This is a genomic window from Staphylococcus pragensis, assembly GCF_004785665.1.
GTDB lineage: Bacteria > Bacillota > Bacilli > Staphylococcales > Staphylococcaceae > Staphylococcus > Staphylococcus pragensis.
This window is the reverse complement of sequence record NZ_SRPJ01000001.1, coordinates 1,087,189-1,107,658: the sequence shown is the minus strand read 5'-3', so window position 1 is coordinate 1,107,658 and position 20,470 is coordinate 1,087,189. Positions and strand designations below refer to the sequence as shown.

The 20,470-nt window shown below is 31.9% G+C and carries 22 protein-coding genes, 2 riboswitches and 1 other annotated feature (1 of these 25 cut by a window edge); of the genes, 15 read left to right on the top strand and 7 right to left on the bottom strand.

All coding sequences use genetic code 11. The features are described 5' to 3' along the window. The first annotated feature begins 1 nt into the window (after position 1). Positions 2 to 113: riboswitch (SAM riboswitch) on the top strand. A 116-nt stretch (positions 114 to 229) separates the two neighbouring features. From metK to E2558_RS05415, 3 genes are all read left to right on the top strand, one after another. Next, positions 230 to 1,426 (top strand): methionine adenosyltransferase, encoded by a 1,197-nt coding sequence (gene metK, locus E2558_RS05425; protein ID WP_126566168.1) that lies wholly within the window; start codon positions 230 to 232, stop codon positions 1,424 to 1,426. A 157-nt stretch (positions 1,427 to 1,583) separates the two neighbouring features. Beyond that, positions 1,584 to 2,492 carry an NERD domain-containing protein gene (locus tag E2558_RS05420; RefSeq protein ID WP_126566166.1) on the top strand — a complete coding sequence of 303 codons (909 nt, stop codon included), beginning with the start codon at positions 1,584 to 1,586 and terminating at the stop codon, positions 2,490 to 2,492. Between the two features lie 248 nt (positions 2,493 to 2,740). Beyond that, positions 2,741 to 3,577, top strand: coding sequence for an aldo/keto reductase (locus E2558_RS05415; protein WP_126566163.1), 837 nt, complete (start codon positions 2,741 to 2,743; stop codon positions 3,575 to 3,577). Between the two features lie 73 nt (positions 3,578 to 3,650). Here E2558_RS05415 and crcB (E2558_RS05410) read toward each other — a convergent pair whose 3' ends face one another. From crcB (E2558_RS05410) to E2558_RS05400, 3 genes are read right to left on the bottom strand one after another with little or no spacing between them, the layout of a single operon-like run. Further along, entirely contained in the window at positions 3,651 to 4,004 is a 354-nt protein-coding gene (gene crcB, locus E2558_RS05410) for a fluoride efflux transporter CrcB (RefSeq protein ID WP_126566161.1), read from the bottom strand. Then, complete coding sequence (crcB, locus tag E2558_RS05405) at positions 4,001 to 4,366, bottom strand: fluoride efflux transporter CrcB (RefSeq protein ID WP_126566158.1); 366 nt, start codon at positions 4,364 to 4,366, stop codon at positions 4,001 to 4,003. Before crcB (E2558_RS05405) ends, crcB (E2558_RS05410) begins: the two co-directional genes overlap by 4 nt. Before the next feature lie 59 nt (positions 4,367 to 4,425). Next, positions 4,426 to 4,731 (bottom strand): hypothetical protein, encoded by a 306-nt coding sequence (locus E2558_RS05400; protein WP_126566156.1) that lies wholly within the window; start codon positions 4,729 to 4,731, stop codon positions 4,426 to 4,428. A 268-nt stretch (positions 4,732 to 4,999) separates the two neighbouring features. Here E2558_RS05400 and E2558_RS05395 point away from each other — a divergent pair, with 268 nt between their 5' ends. Both E2558_RS05395 and E2558_RS05390 read left to right on the top strand, forming a co-directional pair. Continuing rightward, a complete protein-coding gene (locus E2558_RS05395) occupies positions 5,000 to 5,713 on the top strand; it encodes a transaldolase (RefSeq protein WP_126566153.1) in 714 nt (237 codons plus the stop codon). 153 nt (positions 5,714 to 5,866) lie between these two features. Then, entirely contained in the window at positions 5,867 to 6,316 is a 450-nt protein-coding gene (locus E2558_RS05390) for a hypothetical protein (protein ID WP_126566151.1), read from the top strand. A gap of 433 nt (positions 6,317 to 6,749) precedes the next feature. Here the strand turns inward: E2558_RS05390 and E2558_RS05380 are convergent, their stop codons facing one another. Further along, positions 6,750 to 7,229: a sigma-70 family RNA polymerase sigma factor gene (locus E2558_RS05380; protein ID WP_126566148.1), complete on the bottom strand. Its 480-nt coding sequence runs from the start codon at positions 7,227 to 7,229 to the stop codon at positions 6,750 to 6,752. 209 nt (positions 7,230 to 7,438) lie between these two features. Here E2558_RS05380 and E2558_RS05375 point away from each other — a divergent pair, with 209 nt between their 5' ends. The 7 genes from E2558_RS05375 to ribH all read left to right on the top strand — a co-directional run bounded on the left by E2558_RS05375 (position 7,439) and on the right by ribH (position 14,314). After that, positions 7,439 to 7,663 carry a hypothetical protein gene (locus E2558_RS05375; RefSeq protein WP_103298659.1) on the top strand — a complete coding sequence of 75 codons (225 nt, stop codon included), beginning with the start codon at positions 7,439 to 7,441 and terminating at the stop codon, positions 7,661 to 7,663. Positions 7,664 to 7,893: 230 nt separating this feature from the next. Further along, positions 7,894 to 8,745 carry a peptidoglycan release complex glucosaminidase SagB gene (sagB, locus tag E2558_RS05370; protein ID WP_126566146.1) on the top strand — a complete coding sequence of 284 codons (852 nt, stop codon included), beginning with the start codon at positions 7,894 to 7,896 and terminating at the stop codon, positions 8,743 to 8,745. Positions 8,746 to 9,040: 295 nt separating this feature from the next. After that, positions 9,041 to 10,531: an FAD/NAD(P)-binding protein gene (locus E2558_RS05365; RefSeq protein ID WP_126566143.1), complete on the top strand. Its 1,491-nt coding sequence runs from the start codon at positions 9,041 to 9,043 to the stop codon at positions 10,529 to 10,531. A 149-nt stretch (positions 10,532 to 10,680) separates the two neighbouring features. After that, positions 10,681 to 10,819: riboswitch (FMN riboswitch) on the top strand. 138 nt (positions 10,820 to 10,957) lie between these two features. Beyond that, a complete protein-coding gene (ribD, locus tag E2558_RS05360; RefSeq protein ID WP_126566140.1) occupies positions 10,958 to 12,001 on the top strand; it encodes a bifunctional diaminohydroxyphosphoribosylaminopyrimidine deaminase/5-amino-6-(5-phosphoribosylamino)uracil reductase RibD in 1,044 nt (347 codons plus the stop codon). A 7-nt stretch (positions 12,002 to 12,008) separates the two neighbouring features. Beyond that, the gene (locus E2558_RS05355; RefSeq protein WP_126566138.1) at positions 12,009 to 12,641 is read left to right on the top strand and encodes a riboflavin synthase; all 633 of its coding nucleotides are present in this window, start codon (positions 12,009 to 12,011) and stop codon (positions 12,639 to 12,641) included. Between the two features lie 19 nt (positions 12,642 to 12,660). After that, on the top strand, positions 12,661 to 13,842 hold the full coding sequence (gene ribB, locus E2558_RS05350; RefSeq protein ID WP_126566136.1) for a 3,4-dihydroxy-2-butanone-4-phosphate synthase: 1,182 nt from the start codon (positions 12,661 to 12,663) through the stop codon (positions 13,840 to 13,842). Positions 13,843 to 13,855: 13 nt separating this feature from the next. After that, complete coding sequence (gene ribH, locus E2558_RS05345; RefSeq protein WP_103366468.1) at positions 13,856 to 14,314, top strand: 6,7-dimethyl-8-ribityllumazine synthase; 459 nt, start codon at positions 13,856 to 13,858, stop codon at positions 14,312 to 14,314. Positions 14,315 to 14,617: 303 nt separating this feature from the next. On the opposite strand, the gene E2558_RS05340 is transcribed toward ribH, so the two are convergent. After that, positions 14,618 to 15,619, bottom strand: coding sequence for a proline dehydrogenase family protein (locus E2558_RS05340; protein WP_126566134.1), 1,002 nt, complete (start codon positions 15,617 to 15,619; stop codon positions 14,618 to 14,620). A 241-nt stretch (positions 15,620 to 15,860) separates the two neighbouring features. On the opposite strand from E2558_RS05340, the gene E2558_RS05335 reads away from it, so the two are divergent. Together E2558_RS05335 and E2558_RS05330 are read left to right on the top strand one after the other, a co-directional pair. Then, a complete protein-coding gene (locus E2558_RS05335; RefSeq protein WP_126566132.1) occupies positions 15,861 to 16,688 on the top strand; it encodes an alpha/beta fold hydrolase in 828 nt (275 codons plus the stop codon). A 350-nt stretch (positions 16,689 to 17,038) separates the two neighbouring features. Beyond that, positions 17,039 to 17,440, top strand: coding sequence for a transcriptional regulator, SarA/Rot family (locus tag E2558_RS05330; protein ID WP_229716351.1), 402 nt, complete (start codon positions 17,039 to 17,041; stop codon positions 17,438 to 17,440). Positions 17,441 to 17,510: 70 nt separating this feature from the next. Here the strand turns inward: E2558_RS05330 and mnmM are convergent, their stop codons facing one another. Beyond that, complete coding sequence (mnmM, locus tag E2558_RS05325; RefSeq protein ID WP_126566129.1) at positions 17,511 to 18,071, bottom strand: tRNA 5-(aminomethyl)-2-thiouridylate-methyltransferase MnmM; 561 nt, start codon at positions 18,069 to 18,071, stop codon at positions 17,511 to 17,513. After that, positions 18,068 to 19,027 carry a tRNA modification radical SAM protein MnmL/YtqA gene (mnmL, locus tag E2558_RS05320; protein ID WP_103366463.1) on the bottom strand — a complete coding sequence of 320 codons (960 nt, stop codon included), beginning with the start codon at positions 19,025 to 19,027 and terminating at the stop codon, positions 18,068 to 18,070. Before mnmL ends, mnmM begins: the two co-directional genes overlap by 4 nt. A gap of 109 nt (positions 19,028 to 19,136) precedes the next feature. Here mnmL and E2558_RS05315 point away from each other — a divergent pair, with 109 nt between their 5' ends. After that, positions 19,137 to 20,327 carry an MDR family MFS transporter gene (locus E2558_RS05315; protein WP_126566126.1) on the top strand — a complete coding sequence of 397 codons (1,191 nt, stop codon included), beginning with the start codon at positions 19,137 to 19,139 and terminating at the stop codon, positions 20,325 to 20,327. A 65-nt stretch (positions 20,328 to 20,392) separates the two neighbouring features. After that, positions 20,393 to 20,470, top strand: a binding site (T-box leader); it runs 110 nt beyond the window's last position.

Below are 20,470 nucleotides of genomic sequence, written 5' to 3'. Positions count from 1 at the left end.
TCTCTTATCCTGAGTGGTGGAGGGACATGGACCCAATGAAACCCAGCAACCTCTTTTTAACAAAAGAAAGGTGCCAAACCGTTTGCAGACATATATGGTCTGAACGATAAGAGCGAATGGACGTTTAAGAGCCTTCTCTCTATCTTTTATAGTGAAGAGGGCTCTTTTATTTTGAGCTCACAATTTGAAAGAGAATTTTCGTAAATTTAAATAATAAAAGGAGCAAAACATGACTTATAATAAACGTTTATTTACTTCAGAATCAGTGACTGAAGGCCACCCTGATAAGATCGCTGACCAAGTTTCTGATGCCATTTTAGACGAAATCTTAAAAGATGATCCAAATGCACGTGTCGCTTGTGAAACGACAGTGACAACAGGTATGGCTTTAATTGCAGGAGAAATTTCAACTTCTACATATGTAGATATCCCTAAAGTTGTACGCGAAACAATTAAAAATATTGGTTATACACGCGCAAAATATGGTTATGATTATCAAACAATGGCAGTATTAACTGCAATTGATGAACAATCTCCAGACATTGCACAAGGTGTAGATAAAGCATTAGAGTACCGTGAAGATATTTCAGAAGAAGAAATTGAAGCAACTGGTGCAGGAGACCAAGGTTTAATGTTTGGTTACGCTACAAATGAAACTGAAACATATATGCCTTTACCAATCTTCTTATCTCATCAACTTGCTAAACGTCTATCAGATGTACGTAAGGATGGTATTTTAGATTACTTACGTCCTGACGGTAAAGTTCAAGTAACTGTAGAATATGATGAAGATGACAAACCTAAACGTATCGACACAATCGTTGTATCATCTCAACATGCTGATGATATTGAATTAGAACAAATTCAAAGTGATATTAAAGAACATGTCATTTATCCTACGGTACCAGAAGGCTTAATTGATGACGAAACTAAATTCTTTATTAATCCAACAGGTCGTTTCGTAATCGGTGGACCTCAAGGGGACGCTGGTTTAACAGGACGTAAAATTATCGTAGATACGTACGGTGGTTATGCGCGTCATGGTGGCGGTTGCTTTAGTGGTAAGGACCCAACTAAAGTAGACCGTTCAGCAGCATATGCAGCAAGATATGTAGCTAAAAATATTGTCGCAGCTGAGTTAGCTGATCAATGTGAAGTTCAATTAGCTTACGCAATTGGTGTAGCTGAACCAGTTTCGATTTCTATTGATACATTTAATACTGGTAAAGTATCAGAAGCACAATTAGTTGAAGCGGTTAGAGCACACTTTGACTTAAGACCAGCGGGCATTATTAAAATGTTAGACTTAAAACAACCAATTTATAAACAAACAGCAGCTTATGGTCACTTTGGACGTACTGATGTCCTATTACCATGGGAGAAATTAGACAAAGTTAATGTCTTAAAAGATGCTGTACAAGCATAATTACCTCTATACAAAATTTGATGTTTTATATCGAAATTATTAATCATTTCTATTATAATTAGGACTATTGATAGTAAAGAAGTAAGCTTGTCGATAAAGTAATTTTAAGTATAATGACTGAAAGAAATTGTCTACAGTCTGAAGGAGCGTTGTTTTAATGAATTCATTTGGACCAATAGAAATTGGTTTAATTGCAGCAATTGTTGTAGCAATCATTTGTTTAATATTATTCTTAGTTACCTTGAAAAGTAAAAATAATATCAAACAGAATACGAAAGAAGAATACAGTCTTAAAGAAAAGCAAATGCTAGAGTCGCATGAAGAGGCTTTAGAAAAAGAGCGTATCGAAAACAAGAAACAAGTTACTCGACAAAAAGAAGATTTCGATGCCACAATTAGCGGAAAAAATCGTGAAATTGATGCTTTAAAACTTTTCTCTAAAAATACAAGTGAATATGTAACGGACATGCGATTAATTGGTATTCGTGACCGATTAGTGAATGAGAAGCGTATTCGACGTGATGATATGCATATTATGGCGAATATCTTTTTACCAAGTAATGAGTTTAATGATATTCAACGCATTAGTCATTTAGTATTAACACGTACTGGTCTTTATATTATTGACTCTCAATTGTTAAAAGGGCATGTTTACAATGGTATTAGTGGTAATCAATTCCAAGAGTTACCTATGATGGAACAAGTGTTTAACACACTTGATTTAGATCCTAAATCACCTCAAACATTGGTGTTAGATCAGAATGATGACAAATCTTCTTTATCATTTGTAAATTACTCAGACCAGCTTGAAGCAATTGAAAAATTAGCGACTGATTTACAAACACAATTAGGTACGAAATATACGCCAACTTCTATTATGTATTTCAATCCTAAACATGATGGAGATGTAACGATTTCAAATTATGCACAAAGTTCAAGTGTTAAAGTTTTAGTAGGACCTGAACAATTAGATGAGTTCTTTAATAAGTTTGTGTTCCACGGACGAATTCAATTTAATGTTGAAGAGTTACAATCTATTATGGATAAAATTGAAACATTTAATTAATACTTAAACGCTAGGAAGATTATTCTTTCTAGCGTTTTTTCATGCCTGTACTTCTGTAAAGAAATTCTTACGTAAGTGTGTTGATATTCATTTTAACAATATTTTAAATACTCTTGTTTGAGTCACATTATTATTAATGTCATGTTTGTGTATTAATGTGAGAGATTTTAGGGAATAAAATAATATCATCATATACATCATACATGTTATAAATAAATCATATGATAAATAGTGGGAGGGTCTATAAAATGGAAACAATTGAGTTTTATAATGGACATCACATGCCTAAATTAGGTCTAGGTACATTTAGAGTTGAAAATGATGAAACATGTAAAGAAGCAGTGAAACATGCAATTGAATCAGGCTATCGTAGTATTGATACAGCTAAAGTGTATGGGAACGAAGAACAAGTAGGTATAGGTATTAAAGAAGGACTTGAAGCGGCTAGTTTAAGTCGTGAAGATATCTTTGTCACATCTAAATTATATTTTGAAGATTTTGGTCGCGAAAATGTAGCTCAAGCTTATGATACAAGTATTAAAAAATTAGGTCTTGATTATTTAGACTTATATTTAGTGCACTGGCCAGGTACGAATGAAGCAGTGATGATTGATACGTGGAAAGGTATGGAAGATTTATATAAAGATAGCAAAGTAAAAAATATAGGTGTAAGTAACTTTCAACCAGAACATCTTGAAGCTTTACTAGCTCAAGTATCAATTAAGCCTGTAATCAATCAAGTTGAATTTCATCCTTATTTTACGCAAAATGAATTGAGAAAATATTTAGATGCACAAAAAATTTATATGGAATCATGGTCACCATTAATGAATGCTCAAATTCTAAATGATGAAACTTTAATTGAGATTGGTAAAGAAGTAGGTAAATCACCAGCACAAGTTATTATTCGTTGGAACATTCAACATGGAGTGATTGTGATTCCTAAATCAATTACACCTAGTCGAATTGAAGAAAATATTAATGTGTTTGATTTTGAATTGTCTGAAGATCAAATGAATCGCATTGATCAATTAAATAAAGATAAAAGGGTAGGACCAGATCCTAATACATTTGAAGGACATTAATACAAAAATAGCTATTCATTGACCGCTTCTTCATGGTCAATGAATAGCATTTATTTTTAAAAAGATTATAGGACTAAAGAATATAACCTAGGTAACAAGCTAAAAATCCTATAATAAATTGTAAAATTGTGTAACTAATAATATGTAATGGTTTAAACTTAGGTGTTATAAAATTGACCAGCTCATAGGATAATGTTGAAAAAGTCGTTAAGCCGCCTAAAAAACCAGTTGAGAAGAATAAGCTGAACGATGGATGATTAAGTGTCACACCTAACGTTAATCCTATTAAAAAACTTCCAATAATATTCACTATTAGTGTCGCTATGGGTAATGGTGAAGGCCATTTACTTTTCGTAAAGTCTGTTAACCAAGCTCTTACTACTGCGCCTAAACCACCACCCAGCATAATTAATAAGCCATTAATCATTGGGTACGACCTCCTAATTTTACGCCTATCCCACACAATAAAATTCCTGCTATATAACTAACTAAAGCGTAAGTTAATAATAATATAAAGGAATGATGGTGAAACATTTTTACAAGTTCTAATTGGAACGTTGAAAAAGTCGTTAAGGCACCTAAAAATCCAGTTGTTAGTCCTTTCTTGAACTTAGGATGGTCTTTAAAATATTGAATGGCTATAGTAGAAAGGTATCCCATGAGAAATGCACCAACTAAATTGGCTACTAAAGTACCTATAGGAAATGCCATGCCATTATTTATATAAGATATAAAATATCTAAGTAATGCACCAACCATTCCACCGATAAAGACAAAAATATATTGCATGAACTTTCACCTATAATTTTAAAATTGATTTATTGAACATTCAAAGTTACCATTAAAATTTAAGAAAATACACCAAAAGTGGTAATTGAAGCGAAGATATGGAACAGAATAACTACCAAAATAATAAAAGGTAACAATTTAGTGGCAGTTCTTAGCTTATCTTTTTTGGAATTAAGATGTTTAATGGCTTTATCTGAAAATATAATAGACGCTATTAGAATAATCACATTGAGAAGACTACAAGCAATTAATAAATGTTTTATTGATGTAATTTGTCTACTAAGTAATGGGTTAAATGTATTAAAGTAAAAACTTATTACTAATAAAACAACTGAAATAATAAAGTACTTTTTAGATTTCGACATATTGAACCTCCTGTGCGACATCATTACATTATATTACCACATTTATAGAATTGGATACTAGCACGTTATAGTGAGGAAGCATTTTCAAAAATAAGCAAAACACTCGCTAACAAACACCAAGAATGATATAAATAGTTTATAACCATTTATCTATACGGAATAGAAAATAATATATAAAGTTCATCACAAAATATACATATTTGAAATTTAAATTCATACAATTAATATATTTCTATGTTCGTAAAACTTAATTTGGAGGAATAGTAAGATGACTAAACTTAACGTAGAAGTATTTGCGGATGGCGCAGATATCGAACAAATGAAAGCTGCATATAAAAATAAAGAAGTGGATGGTTTCACAACTAACCCTAGTTTAATGGCTAAAGCTGGCGTTACAGATTATAAAGCATTTGCTGAAGAAGCGGTTCGTGAAATTCCAGATGCATCGATTTCATTCGAAGTGTTCTCAGATGATTTAGAAACAATGGAAAAAGAAGCTGAAATCTTAAAACAATATGGTGACAACGTGTTTGTTAAGATTCCAGTTGTAAATTCTAAAGGTGAATCAACTATCTCATTAATTAAAAAATTATCAGCAGATAATGTTCGCTTAAACGTGACTGCAGTTTATACAATTGAACAAGTTAAAGAAATCACTGAAGCGGTAACAGCTGGTGTACCTACTTATATTTCAGTGTTTGCTGGACGTATTGCAGATACAGGCGTAGATCCACTTCCATTAGTCAAAGAATCTGTTGAAGTAGCACACAGCAAAGAAGGCGTTAAATTATTATGGGCAAGTTGCCGTGAAACATTCAATGTTATTCAAGCTGATCAACTAGGTGTTGATATTATTACATGTCCAGCTGATGTTGTTAAAAAAGTAAACACAAATTTAGGTCGTGACATTAATGAATTATCAGTAGACACTGTAAAAGGTTTCGCTAAAGATATTCAAAGTTCAGGATTATCAATTTTATAATCATTAAATAAAGAAGAGCGAATCAGAAATCGTTTTAGTTAAATTCGATTTCTGGTTCGCTTCTTTTATTTTTAGAGAATAACATCTTGCTACTCTTTATAAACTCCGCTAAGATTTATGAGTAAGAGAGGAAAAGGAGAGATACAACTAAGTATGAAACAAGCAGCCTTCGAACAAAAAGTAAAAAAACAGTTATGGTTTCTAAATAAAAAAGAGAAAAAATTACTTGATGAGCAACTTGCAACGCATAGTGAACAAGCAGATGCGTATAAATTTAATAAACCTGTGACGTACGCCAATACATTTTTAAAGCAATATATTTTTAAAGAGAAAAATACTTCAAGTATAACTTTATTCGCTATGTTAATTGGTATGGTTATTGTTTATGCATTATTATTAGGTTTATTTTTAACCGGATTTATCACGAGTTTAACGGCAGTAAATTTTTTCGTTAATCCTCAAGTTTCTATGCCAGTTATTAACGTTATTTTAATTTTAATAGGGGCTATTTTATTAGCTTTAGTCAGTTTGTTATTAATTAAATCAGTGACAGCGCTATTTACTAAGAAGTTGCTAGAGTACAAATTTAATAAGACGGCGTAGATTTTTGCACTAAATGAAATAATAGTAAGCTTTCTTGCCATTTCTTATAAACCAACGTATAGGGTTCATTAATTTTAAACTGGATTAAATTATCGAACGTTACTATAGTTCCGGTACTTGTTGATGTTAATCCTATAATTGCTTGAGCATTCAAATAAATTTGTAAGGGTGCACGCTGTTGCTTCACTGGAAAAAGAATCACTTTATTAGAGATATATATAATGGTACTAATTTATTAATCGTCAACAAACGTTTCGCTAATTTTACCTGTTGCGAATATGAACGTTGATGTTGCTCCAAATAATAAATCAGTACCTTTTTTATTGGAAAAGGCAGTACCATGTCATAAGTTGTAAAGCAACACTTCGTTTTAAGCGAACTACCTGACATGGCTTGAATATATAATAAATGGTATGAATTATGGGGTAACACGTTATACACCTTCATGATAATAAGTTTGTAATTTATTAAAAGTTAGGGATTTATACTTTTTAATAGTAGTAGTAGAAACACCCATTAACTTAGCGATTTCATATTGTTTATAACCTTGCATATAAAATTTGAGCCAAGTGTATTCGTGAGGACGAAGAAGAGACTGAACATCTTGTAGATAATTAAGAGGATATTGTTTATAAAAAGAGTTCATAGAAGAATTTATTTCTGCAGTTTCTAAATCAATAGTTTCAATTTTTACCTTTTCATGTCTAAAAAGGTCGATAAGATAAAATTTTAATCGAGTATATAGAAATGAGATAAGAGTGATAGAGGAAATTGAATCATATATAAGAGATAACTGCCATAATTTAATTAAAAGTAATTGGTAAAATTCATCATAATTATACTTTATATGGTATTGTTTTAACAAATAATGAATTATTTTATAGTGGTTAGCGTAAATTTTTTCAAAATTCAATGTGTACGATTTAAACTCCTTGATTATGTATATACATAAATTAATTTTCCGGATAAATAGAGAATAATATAGTCACAATGAATTATCATTTGCGTAATTTAAAAAATAGGTGTTAAATAGTAAACATAGAATGACAAAATATAATAAAATGTTGAATTAAATCGTTCATTAGAATACAATGCGACATTTAAAAAGTGGGAGGTATGAAGTTGGATTACGCACATTTAAATCTTGAACATTTCTTTGCGAGAAATGATGATTTAGATATTATTAGAGATCGTTCTGAATTTGTGATGATTAATAATTTCACAAATGAAATGATGTACCGTGATGGTGAAGTTGAGGGCACAATTGATTTAAACCAATATTACTATAAGAATAGATCACAAGCTGCGAGTTTCATCATGATGGATTACCGCAATGAGAATAAATAACTTTATATAGATTGATCTAGATAACTAACGAATTATATATAGATGTACCAAGTAATGAAATTCCACTTATTTCATTACTTTTTATTTTGTTAAGTTTCATTTTGATTACTGTTATTTTATGAATTTGTAACATTGTAACTATAAAATTGTTTAAAGGTAGTAATAATGTTAAACTTTTTATCATGAAATAGTTTAATTAAGATTAAAAGAATGACCTAAGAGGTGTGAATATGACGAAGCACAAGAAGGGCTCTATAATAGGACTTGTAGGGTTGCTCATTGTTTTAGTAGTAGCTGGTTTCGTCTTCTTTTCAATGATTTCTGATCAGATTTTTTTCAAAAATGTTGATGAAGAAGAAAGTGTTGAGCATTTAAATGTAACGTTAGATAAAGCTGCTGAGAAGCAAATTGATAACTATACAAGCCAACAAGTATCTAATAAAAGCAACAATGCTTGGAGAGATGCTTCAGCGAGTGAAATAAAAGCTGCAATGGATAGTAGTAAATTCATTGATGATGACAAACAAAGATATCAATTTTTAGATTTATCAAAATATCAAGGTATTGATGAAAATCGTATCAAACGTATGTTATTTGATAGACCTACTTTATTAGAACATACTGATGCTTTCGTTAGTGCCGCTAAAGAAAAGCATGTAAATGAAGTTTATTTAATTTCACATGCGTTATTAGAAACAGGTTCAGTTAAAAGTGATTTAGCTAAAGGCGTCGAAATTGACGGTAAGAAGTATTATAACTTTTACGGCGTAGGGGCTCTAGATGAAGATCCTATTAAAACAGGTTCAGAATACGCTAAAAAGCATGGTTGGGATACACCTGAGAAAGCTATCAAAGGTGGCGCAGATTTCATCCACCAACACTATTTATCACATAGCGATCAAAATACACTTTATAGTATGAGATGGAATCCTAAAAACCCTGGTGAACACCAATATGCTACAGATATTAAATGGGCTGAAAATAACGCCGAAATTATTGCGGATTTCTATAAAGAAATGAAAACAGAAGGTAAATATTTCAAACTTTATGTATATAAAGATGATACTAAACATCAAAAATAATTAAAATTAAACCAGCATACACAATTTGTTAAACTATTGTGTGCGCTGGTTTTTTATCATATTAAAAAATTATTCAGCTTTATTTTTTCGATTCAACCAAGAAAAAGCAATCACAAATACAAGGGCAACTTTAAGTAAAAATTTCATAATCATTTCACCTCAAATAGATTCTACCATATCTTATAATGGTTAGAAGTATTTAGAAATGGCTATACTTGAATAAGACTATTAATTTAAGACATTGATATAATACAATTATATTTTGAATGAGAGATAGATAGAAGGATGATGTTAAATGCGTGTAGCAATAATTGGAATGGGAACAGCTGGCGTCAGTGTTTTACGACAGTTAGTTAAAAATGAAGACTTCAAGAAGTTAAAAGTAGATGTCTATGATAATGAAGATAATATGGGACAAGGCGTGCCTTTTCAAAATGATAGTAGCCAACTCCTAATTAATTTACCTACTAAAAATATGAGTTTAAATTTAGATGATGATGAAGAATTCTGGAAATGGTATCAAAATCAGAATGAATTTAAATTCGATAATCCTAAATATTTACCAAGATTTGTCTTTGGTCATTATATGAAATCATATTTATCAGATTATGCAACTATGTTTGATAATTTAAATGTTATTAATAAACCAGTGCATGAAATATTTACTAACTCTGATGTTGATGAAACGACGTTAAAATATTATGTCTGTACGTCTGAAGATATGTCCCAATGGAAAGAATATGATTATATTTTTCTAACGATTGGAACTTTTGCATATCACGATCCATATTATTTAAAAGGAAAAAAAGGATACATACAAACACCATATCCGACATACCATACCTTAGATGAAGTGAAAGAAACAGATAGTATTGCGATAGTTGGCACTGGATTAGCGAGTTTAGATGTAGTACGTTATGTCGCTTCGCATCATCCTAAGTTACCAATAACTATGACAAGTAGATCGGCCAATTTACCTAGTGTACGAGGAAATATGGTGGAGATCGATTTTAAATATTTAACTAAAGAAAAGTTCAATGAAATTAAAATGGAACATTATGGCAACGTGCCATTAGAAAAAGCATTTGAATTATTCAAATTAGAATGTGATTTATATAATGTTAAATTAGATAGAATGGTTCATCGTAGAACAGGTGATACGATTAAAGATTTACAATTTGACTTAGATCGTCCCGATGAATTAGGTGTCTTTCAAAGTATCATTGAAAATGTTAAAGAAAATTTAAATTGGATTTGGAATAGTTTCAGTCGTAGTGATCAAAAAGAATTTGATAAACGTTTTACTAAAATTATTCAATTAAATTCTAACCCGATGCCTCCTCGTACTGCCCGTTTAGTTATTGATTTAATAAATGATGGCTCTTTAATCATTAAAAAAGGATTAGAGGATATTAAATATGAGGACAATCAGTTTTATTTAAAATTTAAAGATGAAACGGAAGTCCATCAATATAATGTGGTAATTAATTCTACTGGTTCTAAAACCCATCTATCAGATTTAGATGAAGATGATCAACTAGTGTTAAATCTTGAAAATCGTCAAATAGTTCAAGCTCATCCTATGGGTGGTATTCAAATTATTCCGGAAACCAATCAAGTGATTAGTCCGCGATATGGTACATTGCATAATATGATTGCGATTGGTCAAGTTACAAATGGCGTTAATAAATTGAGAAACGGTGTTAAAATGATTGTGACTCAAGCGGTGAGCTCTGTGAATTATCTATACGAAGTTCAAAGCGAATTTGATCATGAATCATCATAGACTTACACCTAATGCTGAAAAAAGCTACATTTTGTGACTAAATCGTCTACAAGACTGTATTTCTTTGTTTGTAATTTTCTAAAAATAAGCGTATGATTAAGTGTGTAGTAATTAACTACATTAACTCTTAAGTTATCACAATTTCATAGTAATTCTTTCGGGGCAGGGTGTGATTCCCAACCGGCAGTAATTTAAGCCTGCGACCTGCTTATAACTAAGAAGTTATAAGTGGCTGATCTAGTGAGATTCTAGAGCCGACAGTAATAGTCTGGATGGGAGAAAGAATGAAGACGCGCTATTGATATAATAGACGTTTATTTAAATATGGATAGTTTACTGTTAGTAGTAAGCTTATTTAACTATACATGTATCTCCCTATGCCTAACTGAAGATTCTAGGCATAGGGTTTTTTATTGAGGTGATAATTTGAGTAATTTCATGCAATATGCAATACAACTTGCACAAATGGTGGACGGACAAACTGGTGTTAATCCTCCAGTAGGTTCAGTGGTTGTAAATGAAGGTCGTATAGTAGGCCTTGGTGCTCATCTAAAGCAAGGTGATAAACATGCCGAAGTTCAAGCTTTAGATATGGCACAAGAGAAGGCTAAAGGCGGCACCATTTATATTTCCCTAGAACCCTGTACACATTACGGTTCAACGCCACCTTGTGTTAATAAAATAATTGAATTTGGACTAAGTAAAGTCGTTTATGCAGTAAAGGATACAACATTACCTTCTGAAGGAGACAAGATTTTACAAGATGCTGGTATTGAAGTTGAATATCAACCTTCAGATGAAGCTGCGATGCTTTATAAAGACTTTTTCAAAGCGAAAGAACATCAACTTCCTGAAATCACTTTAAAAGTTTCGACGTCCTTGGATGGCAAACAAGCAACTGATAATGGACAAAGCCAATGGATAACAAATAAATACGTGAAACAAGATGTTTATCAATTGAGACATTCACATGATGCTGTGTTAACAGGTAATGGAACAGTTGAAGCAGATAACCCACAATATACAACGCGAATTCAAGATGGGAAACATCCAATTCGAATTGTATTATCGAAAAGTGGTGATATCGATTTCACAAAACAAATGTTCCAAGACAACTTTAGTGAAATTTGGATTTATACGGAAAATCAATCGCTTAGCAGTCCATCTGAACATATCAAAATTATAAATTTAACTGAATGTAACTTAGCAAATATCTTATCTGATATTTACGATAAAGGTGTTGGTAAGCTACTTGTTGAGGCAGGCCCTCATGTTACTTCAGAATTTCTCCAAACTAATTATGTTAATCAACTTATTATTTATTATGCCCCGATAATAATAGGTGGTTCCGGTCAATATCAATTTTATCAAACAGAGAAAGTAATTGATTTAAACGAAGCCACTCAATTTGAAATCATTTCTACAGAGTTAATTCACCAAAATATTAAAATGACATTGCGAAAGAAGTGAAATAAATATGTTTACAGGTATCGTTGAAGAAATAGGTACTATAAAAAACATTCGTACGCAACAGTCTGTTAAAACGTTAGATATCGCGTGTCAACGCATTTTAGAGGATATGCACATCGGCGACTCAATTAGTGTCAATGGCGCATGTTTAACAGTTATTGACTTCCACAGTAATTATTTTTCTGTGCAAGTTATTAAAGGCACTGAAAATAAAACCTACTTATCAAATATAAAATTAAATGATGAAGTGAATTTAGAACGTGCTATGGCAGGAAATGGGCGTTTTGGTGGACATTTTGTTTTAGGCCACGTGGATGAAGTAGGTACAATTTCACAAGTGAATGAAACACCAAATTCACGTATTGTGACGATTAAAGCACCGTCACATACAATGAGTCAAATGGTGAAACAAGGATCCATAACGGTAGACGGTGTCAGTCTTACTGTCTTTGACCTGCGTAGCAACAGTTTCGATATACATTTAATTCCTGAAACAAGACGTTCTACTATTCTTTCCTCTAAAAAGATTGGCGATAATGTCCATTTAGAAACAGACGTACTTTTTAAATATGTAGAGAATATTGTAAAAGCAAAAGATTCAGATTTAACAATTGATAAATTAAAAGCATTTGGTTTTTAGGAGTTTAGGAGGGCATAATATGAAGTTTGATGACATCAATGTAGCGCTTGAAGCTTTGAAACAAGGCGAAAGTATTATCGTAGTAGACGATGAAGATCGTGAAAATGAAGGCGACTTAATTGCAGTAACAGAATGGATGAAAGATGACACGATTAATTTTATGGCACAACATGCACGAGGATTAATTTGCGCACCTATCAGTAATGAAATTGCAAATCGATTAAATCTTGTATCAATGGTGAATAGAAATACAGATGATTATGGTACGAACTTTACTGTAAGTATTGACCATGTATCGACCTCAACAGGGATTAGCGCATTTGATCGTATGGCTACTGCGCGCGCTCTAATTAATCCAGAATCTACGCCAGAGAGCTTTAATAGACCTGGGCATCTATTCCCTTTAATTGCCAAAGATAATGGTGTATTAGAAAGAATGGGTCATACAGAAGCAGCAATTGATTTAGCTATTTTAACTGGTGCACAACCCGCAGGTGTCATTTGTGAAATTATGAATGATGATGGGTCAATGGCGAAAGGTCAAGATTTAGTAGCGTTTAAGGAAAAGCATCAGTTAAAAATGATTACTATTGAAAGTTTAGTTGAATATCGTAAAAAAAAAGCGAATGATGTTGAATTAAAAGCACGTGTCAATATGCCAACAGATAATGGCGACTTCGAGATGTATGGTTTTCAATCTTCATTAACAGATGAAGAAATCGTTGTTCTTGCAAAAGGAGAACCACGTAGTACTGAAAATGTAAGAATTCATTCTGCTTGTTTAACAGGAGATATCTTCCATAGTCAACGATGCGACTGTGGTGCACAATTAGATGCAGCTATGAATTACATTAATGAGCATGGTGGTTTAATTATTTATCTTCCTCAAGAAGGAAGAGGAATTGGCTTAATCAATAAATTGCGCGCTTACGAGTTGATTGAACAAGGGCACGATACAGTAACTGCCAATTTAGCATTAGGCTTCGATGAAGATTTACGTGATTATCACATTGCAGCTCGTATTCTTAATTACTTTAATGTGCAACAAGTTAATTTATTAAGCAATAATCCTAAGAAGTTTGAGGGATTAGTAGAGTATGGTATTAAAGTAGTTGATCGTACGGAAATTATAGTTCCAGAAACAGCACATAACCATGACTATATGACAACAAAAAAATTAAAAATGGGACATTTAATTTAGGAGGAGATTTAAAATGAATTTTGAAGGTAAATTAGTAGGTACAGATTTAAAAATTGCGGTAGTAGTGAGTAGGTTTAATGATTTTATTACAGGTCGTCTTTTAGATGGTGCGCAAGATACATTAATTAGACATGGTGTTGATGAAAATAATATCGATGTAGCTTATGTACCAGGTGCATTTGAAATTCCTTTAGTAGCGAAAAAGTTAGCTCAAAAAGGTGAATATGATGCCGTTATTACACTTGGATGTGTCATTAGAGGCGCTACATCACACTATGATTATGTATGTAACGAAGTGGCTAAAGGAGTATCTAAAGCTAACGATGTAACTGATACGCCAGTCATTTTCGGTGTTTTAACAACTGAAAGTATTGAACAAGCTGTTGAACGTGCAGGCACTAAAGCGGGTAACAAAGGTGCTGAAGCAGCGGTTAGTGCGATTGAAATGGCTAACTTACTAAAACAATTTTAATTACTTGTACATTGACTCATTTTGTTGCGACGCTTGCTTATTGGAAGTCTCGAACCTGTACTAACTCGACACTTTCCTTTCCACTAGGCGTCTTCGCAAATACACTTCATAATTTACGTTAGAACTATTTGCGTAAATGTGTGCACACTTTTGTTCATTTATTTTTATAATTAAATACTTAAAAAAGGGCACTTCGTTTGATTTAATGTCTATCATTAAATAACGAAGTGCCTTATGTATAAGAATTAAAACTTTATCTATATTTATAATCTTGATTTAATTCTTAATCTACATTTAACTATTTTATTTTCTAAATAATTTTACAGCTCCTGATAAAATGGTTAAGCTACCAATACCAACTGCGCTAGCAAGTCCCACTTTTTTCAACGTCTCTGTTGATACAAATTCTTGATAAGCTAATGCTAAGTTTTGTGGACGCTCTGCAAGTCGTCTCATGAAATAAGCGAACCAATCGTTACCATATGGTACATATATCGTAAAATGATAGCCTTCTCTAGCAATTTGTTCAGCTAGTTCACTACGGAAACCATATAACATTTGGAACTCAAAATTATCTTTATCAATGTGATGATCTTTTGCAAATTGTTTAACATGATTAATTATTCTATCGTCATGCGTTGCAATAGAAGTGAAGTTTCTAGCATTAAGCAATCGTTTTTCAATAAGTCTAATGTAATTCTCATCAATTTCCTCTTTAGTTTGATATGCTATATTTGCTTCTTCTTTATATGCACCTTTAACTAAACGTAGGCGTAAGTCAGAATATTTATCTAGTAAATCATCAGCATCGTATAAGTATGCTTGAATCACTGTACCTACATTTTTAAATTCGCCTTTTAATTTATCAAGGACTTCAATAATTTGTTGTAAACTTTGATATTTTTCTGTATCAATATTAATATGCATTTTATCAAATTCGTCTGCTTTTAGAAGGATTTCTCTTAAATTTTCGTAAGCTAAATTTAAATCGAATTCTGCCCCTAAAGAGCTTAATTTAACAGACATGTGAGCATCAACATTATAGTCTTTAACTGCTTGCATAACTTCAAGAATTTCATTTTTAGCTTGATTAGCTTCAGCTTCTGTACCCACAAATTCTCCTAAGTTATCTACAGTAACTTCGATGTTTTTGTCATTTAATCTTTCAATCGTTTCTATAAGTTGTTCAATTGTATTGCCTGCAACGACTTTATCAGCACCCATGCGTGGTCCAATTCTTTTTGCTGTTTCATTTAAATATGTACTATTAGATAAAGCGATAAAAAAATCTCTGAAAAGTGACATTTTTAATTCCTCCATTACCCACAAATCGTTTATTTATATATAGTTTAGCATGAAAATCACTATCAAGAAAGCGTTTTCAATTATCTGAAAAGTATTTATAATGTATAATTACACATATAGTTATTTCATAACTAAAATATTTAAATTAAGATACTTCAAAGATGGATGACATACACCAATCATAGTGTATTATCTGATATAATATTGTTGTTGGAATTTAAGTATGAAGGGATTAATAGATATGTGGAAGTGGGAAACAGAACAAGATGCTAAAGGCGTAGTAGTCATAGTACATAATATTTTAGAACATACAGGACGTTATGCCTATGTCATTACAATGTTAAGACGTAATGGCTATCATGTAATTATGGGAGATTTACCAGGACAAGGACAAACTTCACGCATTAATAAAGGTCATTTGAAAAGTTTCAATGTATATCATGAAAGCGTCTTAGAATGGGTTAAAATTGCGAATGAATATAAATTACCTACATTTGTGATGGGTGTAGGTTTAGGTGGACTTATTGTATTAAATCTTTTGGAAAAAAATGACGTGCCAATTGAAGGAATGTTATTATTGTCTCCAATGCTTGAATTACAAAAAAATAATAAGACTCGCAAAAACATGTTCATTTCTAATATAGGCAAAGCTTCTAAGGATGCTCGCTTTAAATTAGGTATTAATTATAGTGACTTAACTCGTAATGATGAAGTTATCGAAGAGACTAAACAAGATGGGTTAATACTTAAAAAAGTGACTTACAAATGGTACAACATCATTATTGAAACAATGAAAGACACTTTGCAACATATTCAAGATGTAAAACCACTTCCAACCTTATTAATGTATGGTACTGAAGATAAATTATTAGATACACATTCAATTGCTGAATTAAAACAACAACTTGCTACGACGGAATTTTATTATAAAGCGTGGGAAGGACTATATCATGAAATACATAATGAGCCTGAACGTGATCAAGTGATGCGTTATGTCTTAACGTTTTTAAATAACAGTGTGAATACTATGGGATTTATTGTAAAGGAGGAAGAAATTGAAGACATTTAAATCATAGTAAAGAATCAGGATTATCAACCTTTGTAAAACAAAGAGGGGGGCAATCCTGATTTTTTAATAAACATATCTTTAGTTTATAAAATTAAAACTACATATTGAAAGTTGAATAAAATTAGGAGAATTGGTATATTTTAATTGAATAAATTTATAAAATTTTATTGATATTGCATGTTTAAAAGTTTGTAGTTTTATATAAAAAACAAACATTTTTACATATAGATTTTAAGTGAATTATTAATCATAATTCAAGAGTATTATGATTATTTACAAGGGTTAGAAGTGTCAAAATCATATCATAAATTGATAGGGATAGGATTATTTACATGAAGGAGGGGATTGCCTTGAGTAATCAAGCTAATGAAAATATAACGATGATATTAAAATTAGAGGAATTATGTAAAGAAATTAATTCTGTATTCAAGGTAATTTATGAAAATTACGACTTATCAAAAGAAGAAGTTTTAATTTTGTTAACGTTATGGGATAAGGGACCTATGACGTTAAAAGAAATGGATAGTTACGTTTGTATTAAATCATATAAAAGAACACGGACTTATAATAATTTAGTTCAATCTGAATGGATATATAAAGAACGTCCTTTAGATGATGAGCGCACAGTAATTATTCACTTTAATGAAAATAAAAAAGAAGATAAATTTGAATTACTTAATTTTATTACTAATAACATTAAAAAAAGGTATCAATTATTTGAAGAAAGCCTAAAATCATTAATGGAAGTTTAATTAAATAAACGAGCTTAACACATGGGATGATAATGTGTTAAGCTCGTTTTAAATTTCTTTGTTTATTGAATTATCGTTTTTCAATTGCGCAAATAAAGGGCGCATTATTAATTTGATTAATATATTGATATTGCAAAACATGTGCTTTAGTTTGATCCATCGATGTTAAATATTTCATCACTTCATCACGTTCAACTTTACCTTCTTCGTGACCATGATAAATCACTAACACGATAATCCCTTCAACACTTAATAATTCAAATATATCTTCAATTGCTTTAATAGTGGTGTCGGGTTGCGTAACAATGGCCTTATCACCTTTTGGAAGATATCCTAAATTAAAAATAGCAGCGTCAATCGGCTTTGAAATCTTCCCGTGCAAATGGTTCAAGACATGTTCGTGACCATCTTGTATCAATGTTACATTATCATAGTCTTTAACTTTTTCAGCAGTGTTTTGGATGGCTGTAGCTTGAATGTCAAAGCCATAAACTTCACCGTTAGGTACTTGTTGAGCTAGAAATAAAGTATCGTTACCATTGCCACACGTTGCATCAATGACAATGCTATCTTCTGTAACGTGGCTTTGTATGAGTGTTTTTGAAAAGGGGAGAATACGTTCTAATTTCATGATTTGATTTTTGACTCAGCTTTGTAATGTTTACCTTGATACGAATCACGGCGTGCAAGTTCGTTATCAATTTCATTTAAAACTTCCCATTTATTAACACTCCACATAGGACCTACCATTAAGTCAATCGGTCCATCTCCAGTGATACGATGTATAATCATTTCTGGAGGTAAAATTTCTAGTTGATCGCACACTAGGTTGGTATAATCCTCTTGTGACATAAATTCGAGCATACCTTTTTCATATTGTTTCACCATAGGCGTCCCTTTTAATAAATGAAGTAAGTGGATTTTAATACCTTGTACATCCATTTGAGCTACTTCACGTGCTGTTTCCATCATCATATTGTAATCTTCACCAGGTAAACCATTAATAATATGTGTACATACATTAATGTTATGTTTTCTTAATTTAGCTACGCCTTCATAATAAGTTTGCATATCATGTGCACGATTGATTAAATCAGATGTTTCTTGATGGACAGTTTGTAATCCTAGTTCTACCCAAAGGTAAGTACGTTCATTTAATTCAGCTAAATATTCGACTACATCATCTGGTAAACAATCAGGACGTGTAGCAATTGATAAGCCAACTACACCTTCTTCTTTTAAGACAGGTTCATATTTTTCTTTTAATACTTCGACAGGGGCATGTGTATTAGTAAAAGCTTGGAAATAAGCAATATATTTACCTTCGCTCCATTTTTCATGCATTCTATCTTTAATTTGTTGGAATTGAACTTCAATAGGATCTGCTCTATTACCAGCAAAGTCACCACTACCTGCAGCAGAACAGAACGTACATCCACCGTGCGCAACTGTGCCATCACGGTTTGGACAGTCAAATCCACCGTCTAACGCGACTTTAAAAATCTTTTGGCCAAATTTATTTTTTAAATGGTAATTCCATGTATGATATCGTTTATTTTCAAAGGCATACGGGAAATAGTTACCCATAATACATTATCCTTTCTATCTAACTTAGTTCTAAGTAAAGATTTTAACATATTTTAATGTTATAGTGTTTAATGTGGTTCTACAAATATATAAAGAGGGGACTAGAAATATGAATATACCTAAATCAGTATGGTGGCTAGTTATTGGCATGGCGCTAAATATAACTGGTGCCAGCTTTTTATGGCCTTTAAACACAATTTATATGAAAGAAGAACTTGGTAAGAGTTTAACAACAGCTACGCTCGTTCTAATGGTGAACTCATTCGGCATGGTAGTTGGTAACTTACTAGGCGGTTCATTATTTGATAAATTGGGTGGTTATCGCACAATTATGATAGGTGCCTTTACATGTTTGACTAGTACTACTTTATTAAACTTCTTCCATGGGTGGCCATGGTATGCGGTTTGGTTAGTCTTACTAGGATTTGGTGGTGGAATGATAGTTCCCACAATATTTGCGATGGCAGGTGCCGTTTGGCCTAACGGAGGTAGAACGACTTTTAATGCTATCTATTTAGCACAAAATATGGGCGTTGCGCTTGGCGCTGCTTTAGGTGGTTTCGTAGCAGAATTGAGTTTTAATTATATCTTTATAGCAAACTTAATTATGTATGTTCTATTTACATTAATAGCAGTGACTCAATTCAATCTTGAATATCATGCTAAGATGAAAGCCCCTGACAGTATTGATATTAAAAGTAAAGAAAATAAAAAACGTTTCATGGCTTTACTTGCTTTATGTGGAATGTTTGCTATTTGTTGGATTGCCTACATTCAATGGGAAACAACTATTGCATCATACACACAAGAACTAAACATTTCATTATCTCAATACAGTATTCTTTGGACTGTTAACGGTATCATGATTTTAGTTGCGCAACCATTAATTAGACCTGTTATTGTACTATTAAAAGGTAATTTAAAAGCACAAATGTTCGTTGGAATTTTAATCTTTATGCTTGCATTCTTTGTTACAAGCTTTGCGCAACAATTTACTGTATTCTTAATCGGTATGATTATTCTAACGTTTGGTGAAATGTTTGTATGGCCAGCAGTTCCTACTATTGCTAATTATCTTGCGCCTGAAGGTAAACAAGGTCAATATCAAGGTGTTGTTAATTCAGCCTCTACAGTAGGTAAAGCGTTCGGCCCATTCATCGGTGGTGTGTTGGTAGATACCTTTAATATGAGTGCAATGTTCATAGGAATTATGCTTCTTTTAATTGTTGCTATGATTTTCCTTGCTGTTTTTGATAAAGGTTTACCAAAAGGCAAACATCCAAGAAATACTCGTCAATAATTTTAAGAGTAAATCACTTTTAATAAAATTAGTTTAACCACTTGCAAATAAGGCGCGAATCTCATAATATTAAATTGTATTGGAGTAGTAGCTTAAAGACTTTTCAACAGAGAGCTAGTGGTGGTGTAAACTAGTGTTAAGAA

Coding starts and splice junctions, on each gene's coding strand:
- metK (WP_126566168.1), top strand. CDS start 230: ATGACTTATAATAAACGTTTATTTACTTCAGAATCAGTGACTGAAGGC.
- E2558_RS05420 (WP_126566166.1), top strand. CDS start 1,584: ATGAATTCATTTGGACCAATAGAAATTGGTTTAATTGCAGCAATTGTT.
- E2558_RS05415 (WP_126566163.1), top strand. CDS start 2,741: ATGGAAACAATTGAGTTTTATAATGGACATCACATGCCTAAATTAGGT.
- crcB (WP_126566161.1), bottom strand. CDS start 4,004: ATGATTAATGGCTTATTAATTATGCTGGGTGGTGGTTTAGGCGCAGTA.
- crcB (WP_126566158.1), bottom strand. CDS start 4,366: ATGCAATATATTTTTGTCTTTATCGGTGGAATGGTTGGTGCATTACTT.
- E2558_RS05400 (WP_126566156.1), bottom strand. CDS start 4,731: ATGTCGAAATCTAAAAAGTACTTTATTATTTCAGTTGTTTTATTAGTA.
- E2558_RS05395 (WP_126566153.1), top strand. CDS start 5,000: ATGACTAAACTTAACGTAGAAGTATTTGCGGATGGCGCAGATATCGAA.
- E2558_RS05390 (WP_126566151.1), top strand. CDS start 5,867: ATGAAACAAGCAGCCTTCGAACAAAAAGTAAAAAAACAGTTATGGTTT.
- sagB (WP_126566146.1), top strand. CDS start 7,894: ATGACGAAGCACAAGAAGGGCTCTATAATAGGACTTGTAGGGTTGCTC.
- E2558_RS05365 (WP_126566143.1), top strand. CDS start 9,041: ATGCGTGTAGCAATAATTGGAATGGGAACAGCTGGCGTCAGTGTTTTA.
- E2558_RS05355 (WP_126566138.1), top strand. CDS start 12,009: ATGTTTACAGGTATCGTTGAAGAAATAGGTACTATAAAAAACATTCGT.
- ribB (WP_126566136.1), top strand. CDS start 12,661: ATGAAGTTTGATGACATCAATGTAGCGCTTGAAGCTTTGAAACAAGGC.
- ribH (WP_103366468.1), top strand. CDS start 13,856: ATGAATTTTGAAGGTAAATTAGTAGGTACAGATTTAAAAATTGCGGTA.
- E2558_RS05340 (WP_126566134.1), bottom strand. CDS start 15,619: ATGTCACTTTTCAGAGATTTTTTTATCGCTTTATCTAATAGTACATAT.
- E2558_RS05335 (WP_126566132.1), top strand. CDS start 15,861: ATGTGGAAGTGGGAAACAGAACAAGATGCTAAAGGCGTAGTAGTCATA.
- mnmM (WP_126566129.1), bottom strand. CDS start 18,071: ATGAAATTAGAACGTATTCTCCCCTTTTCAAAAACACTCATACAAAGC.
- mnmL (WP_103366463.1), bottom strand. CDS start 19,027: ATGGGTAACTATTTCCCGTATGCCTTTGAAAATAAACGATATCATACA.
- E2558_RS05315 (WP_126566126.1), top strand. CDS start 19,137: ATGAATATACCTAAATCAGTATGGTGGCTAGTTATTGGCATGGCGCTA.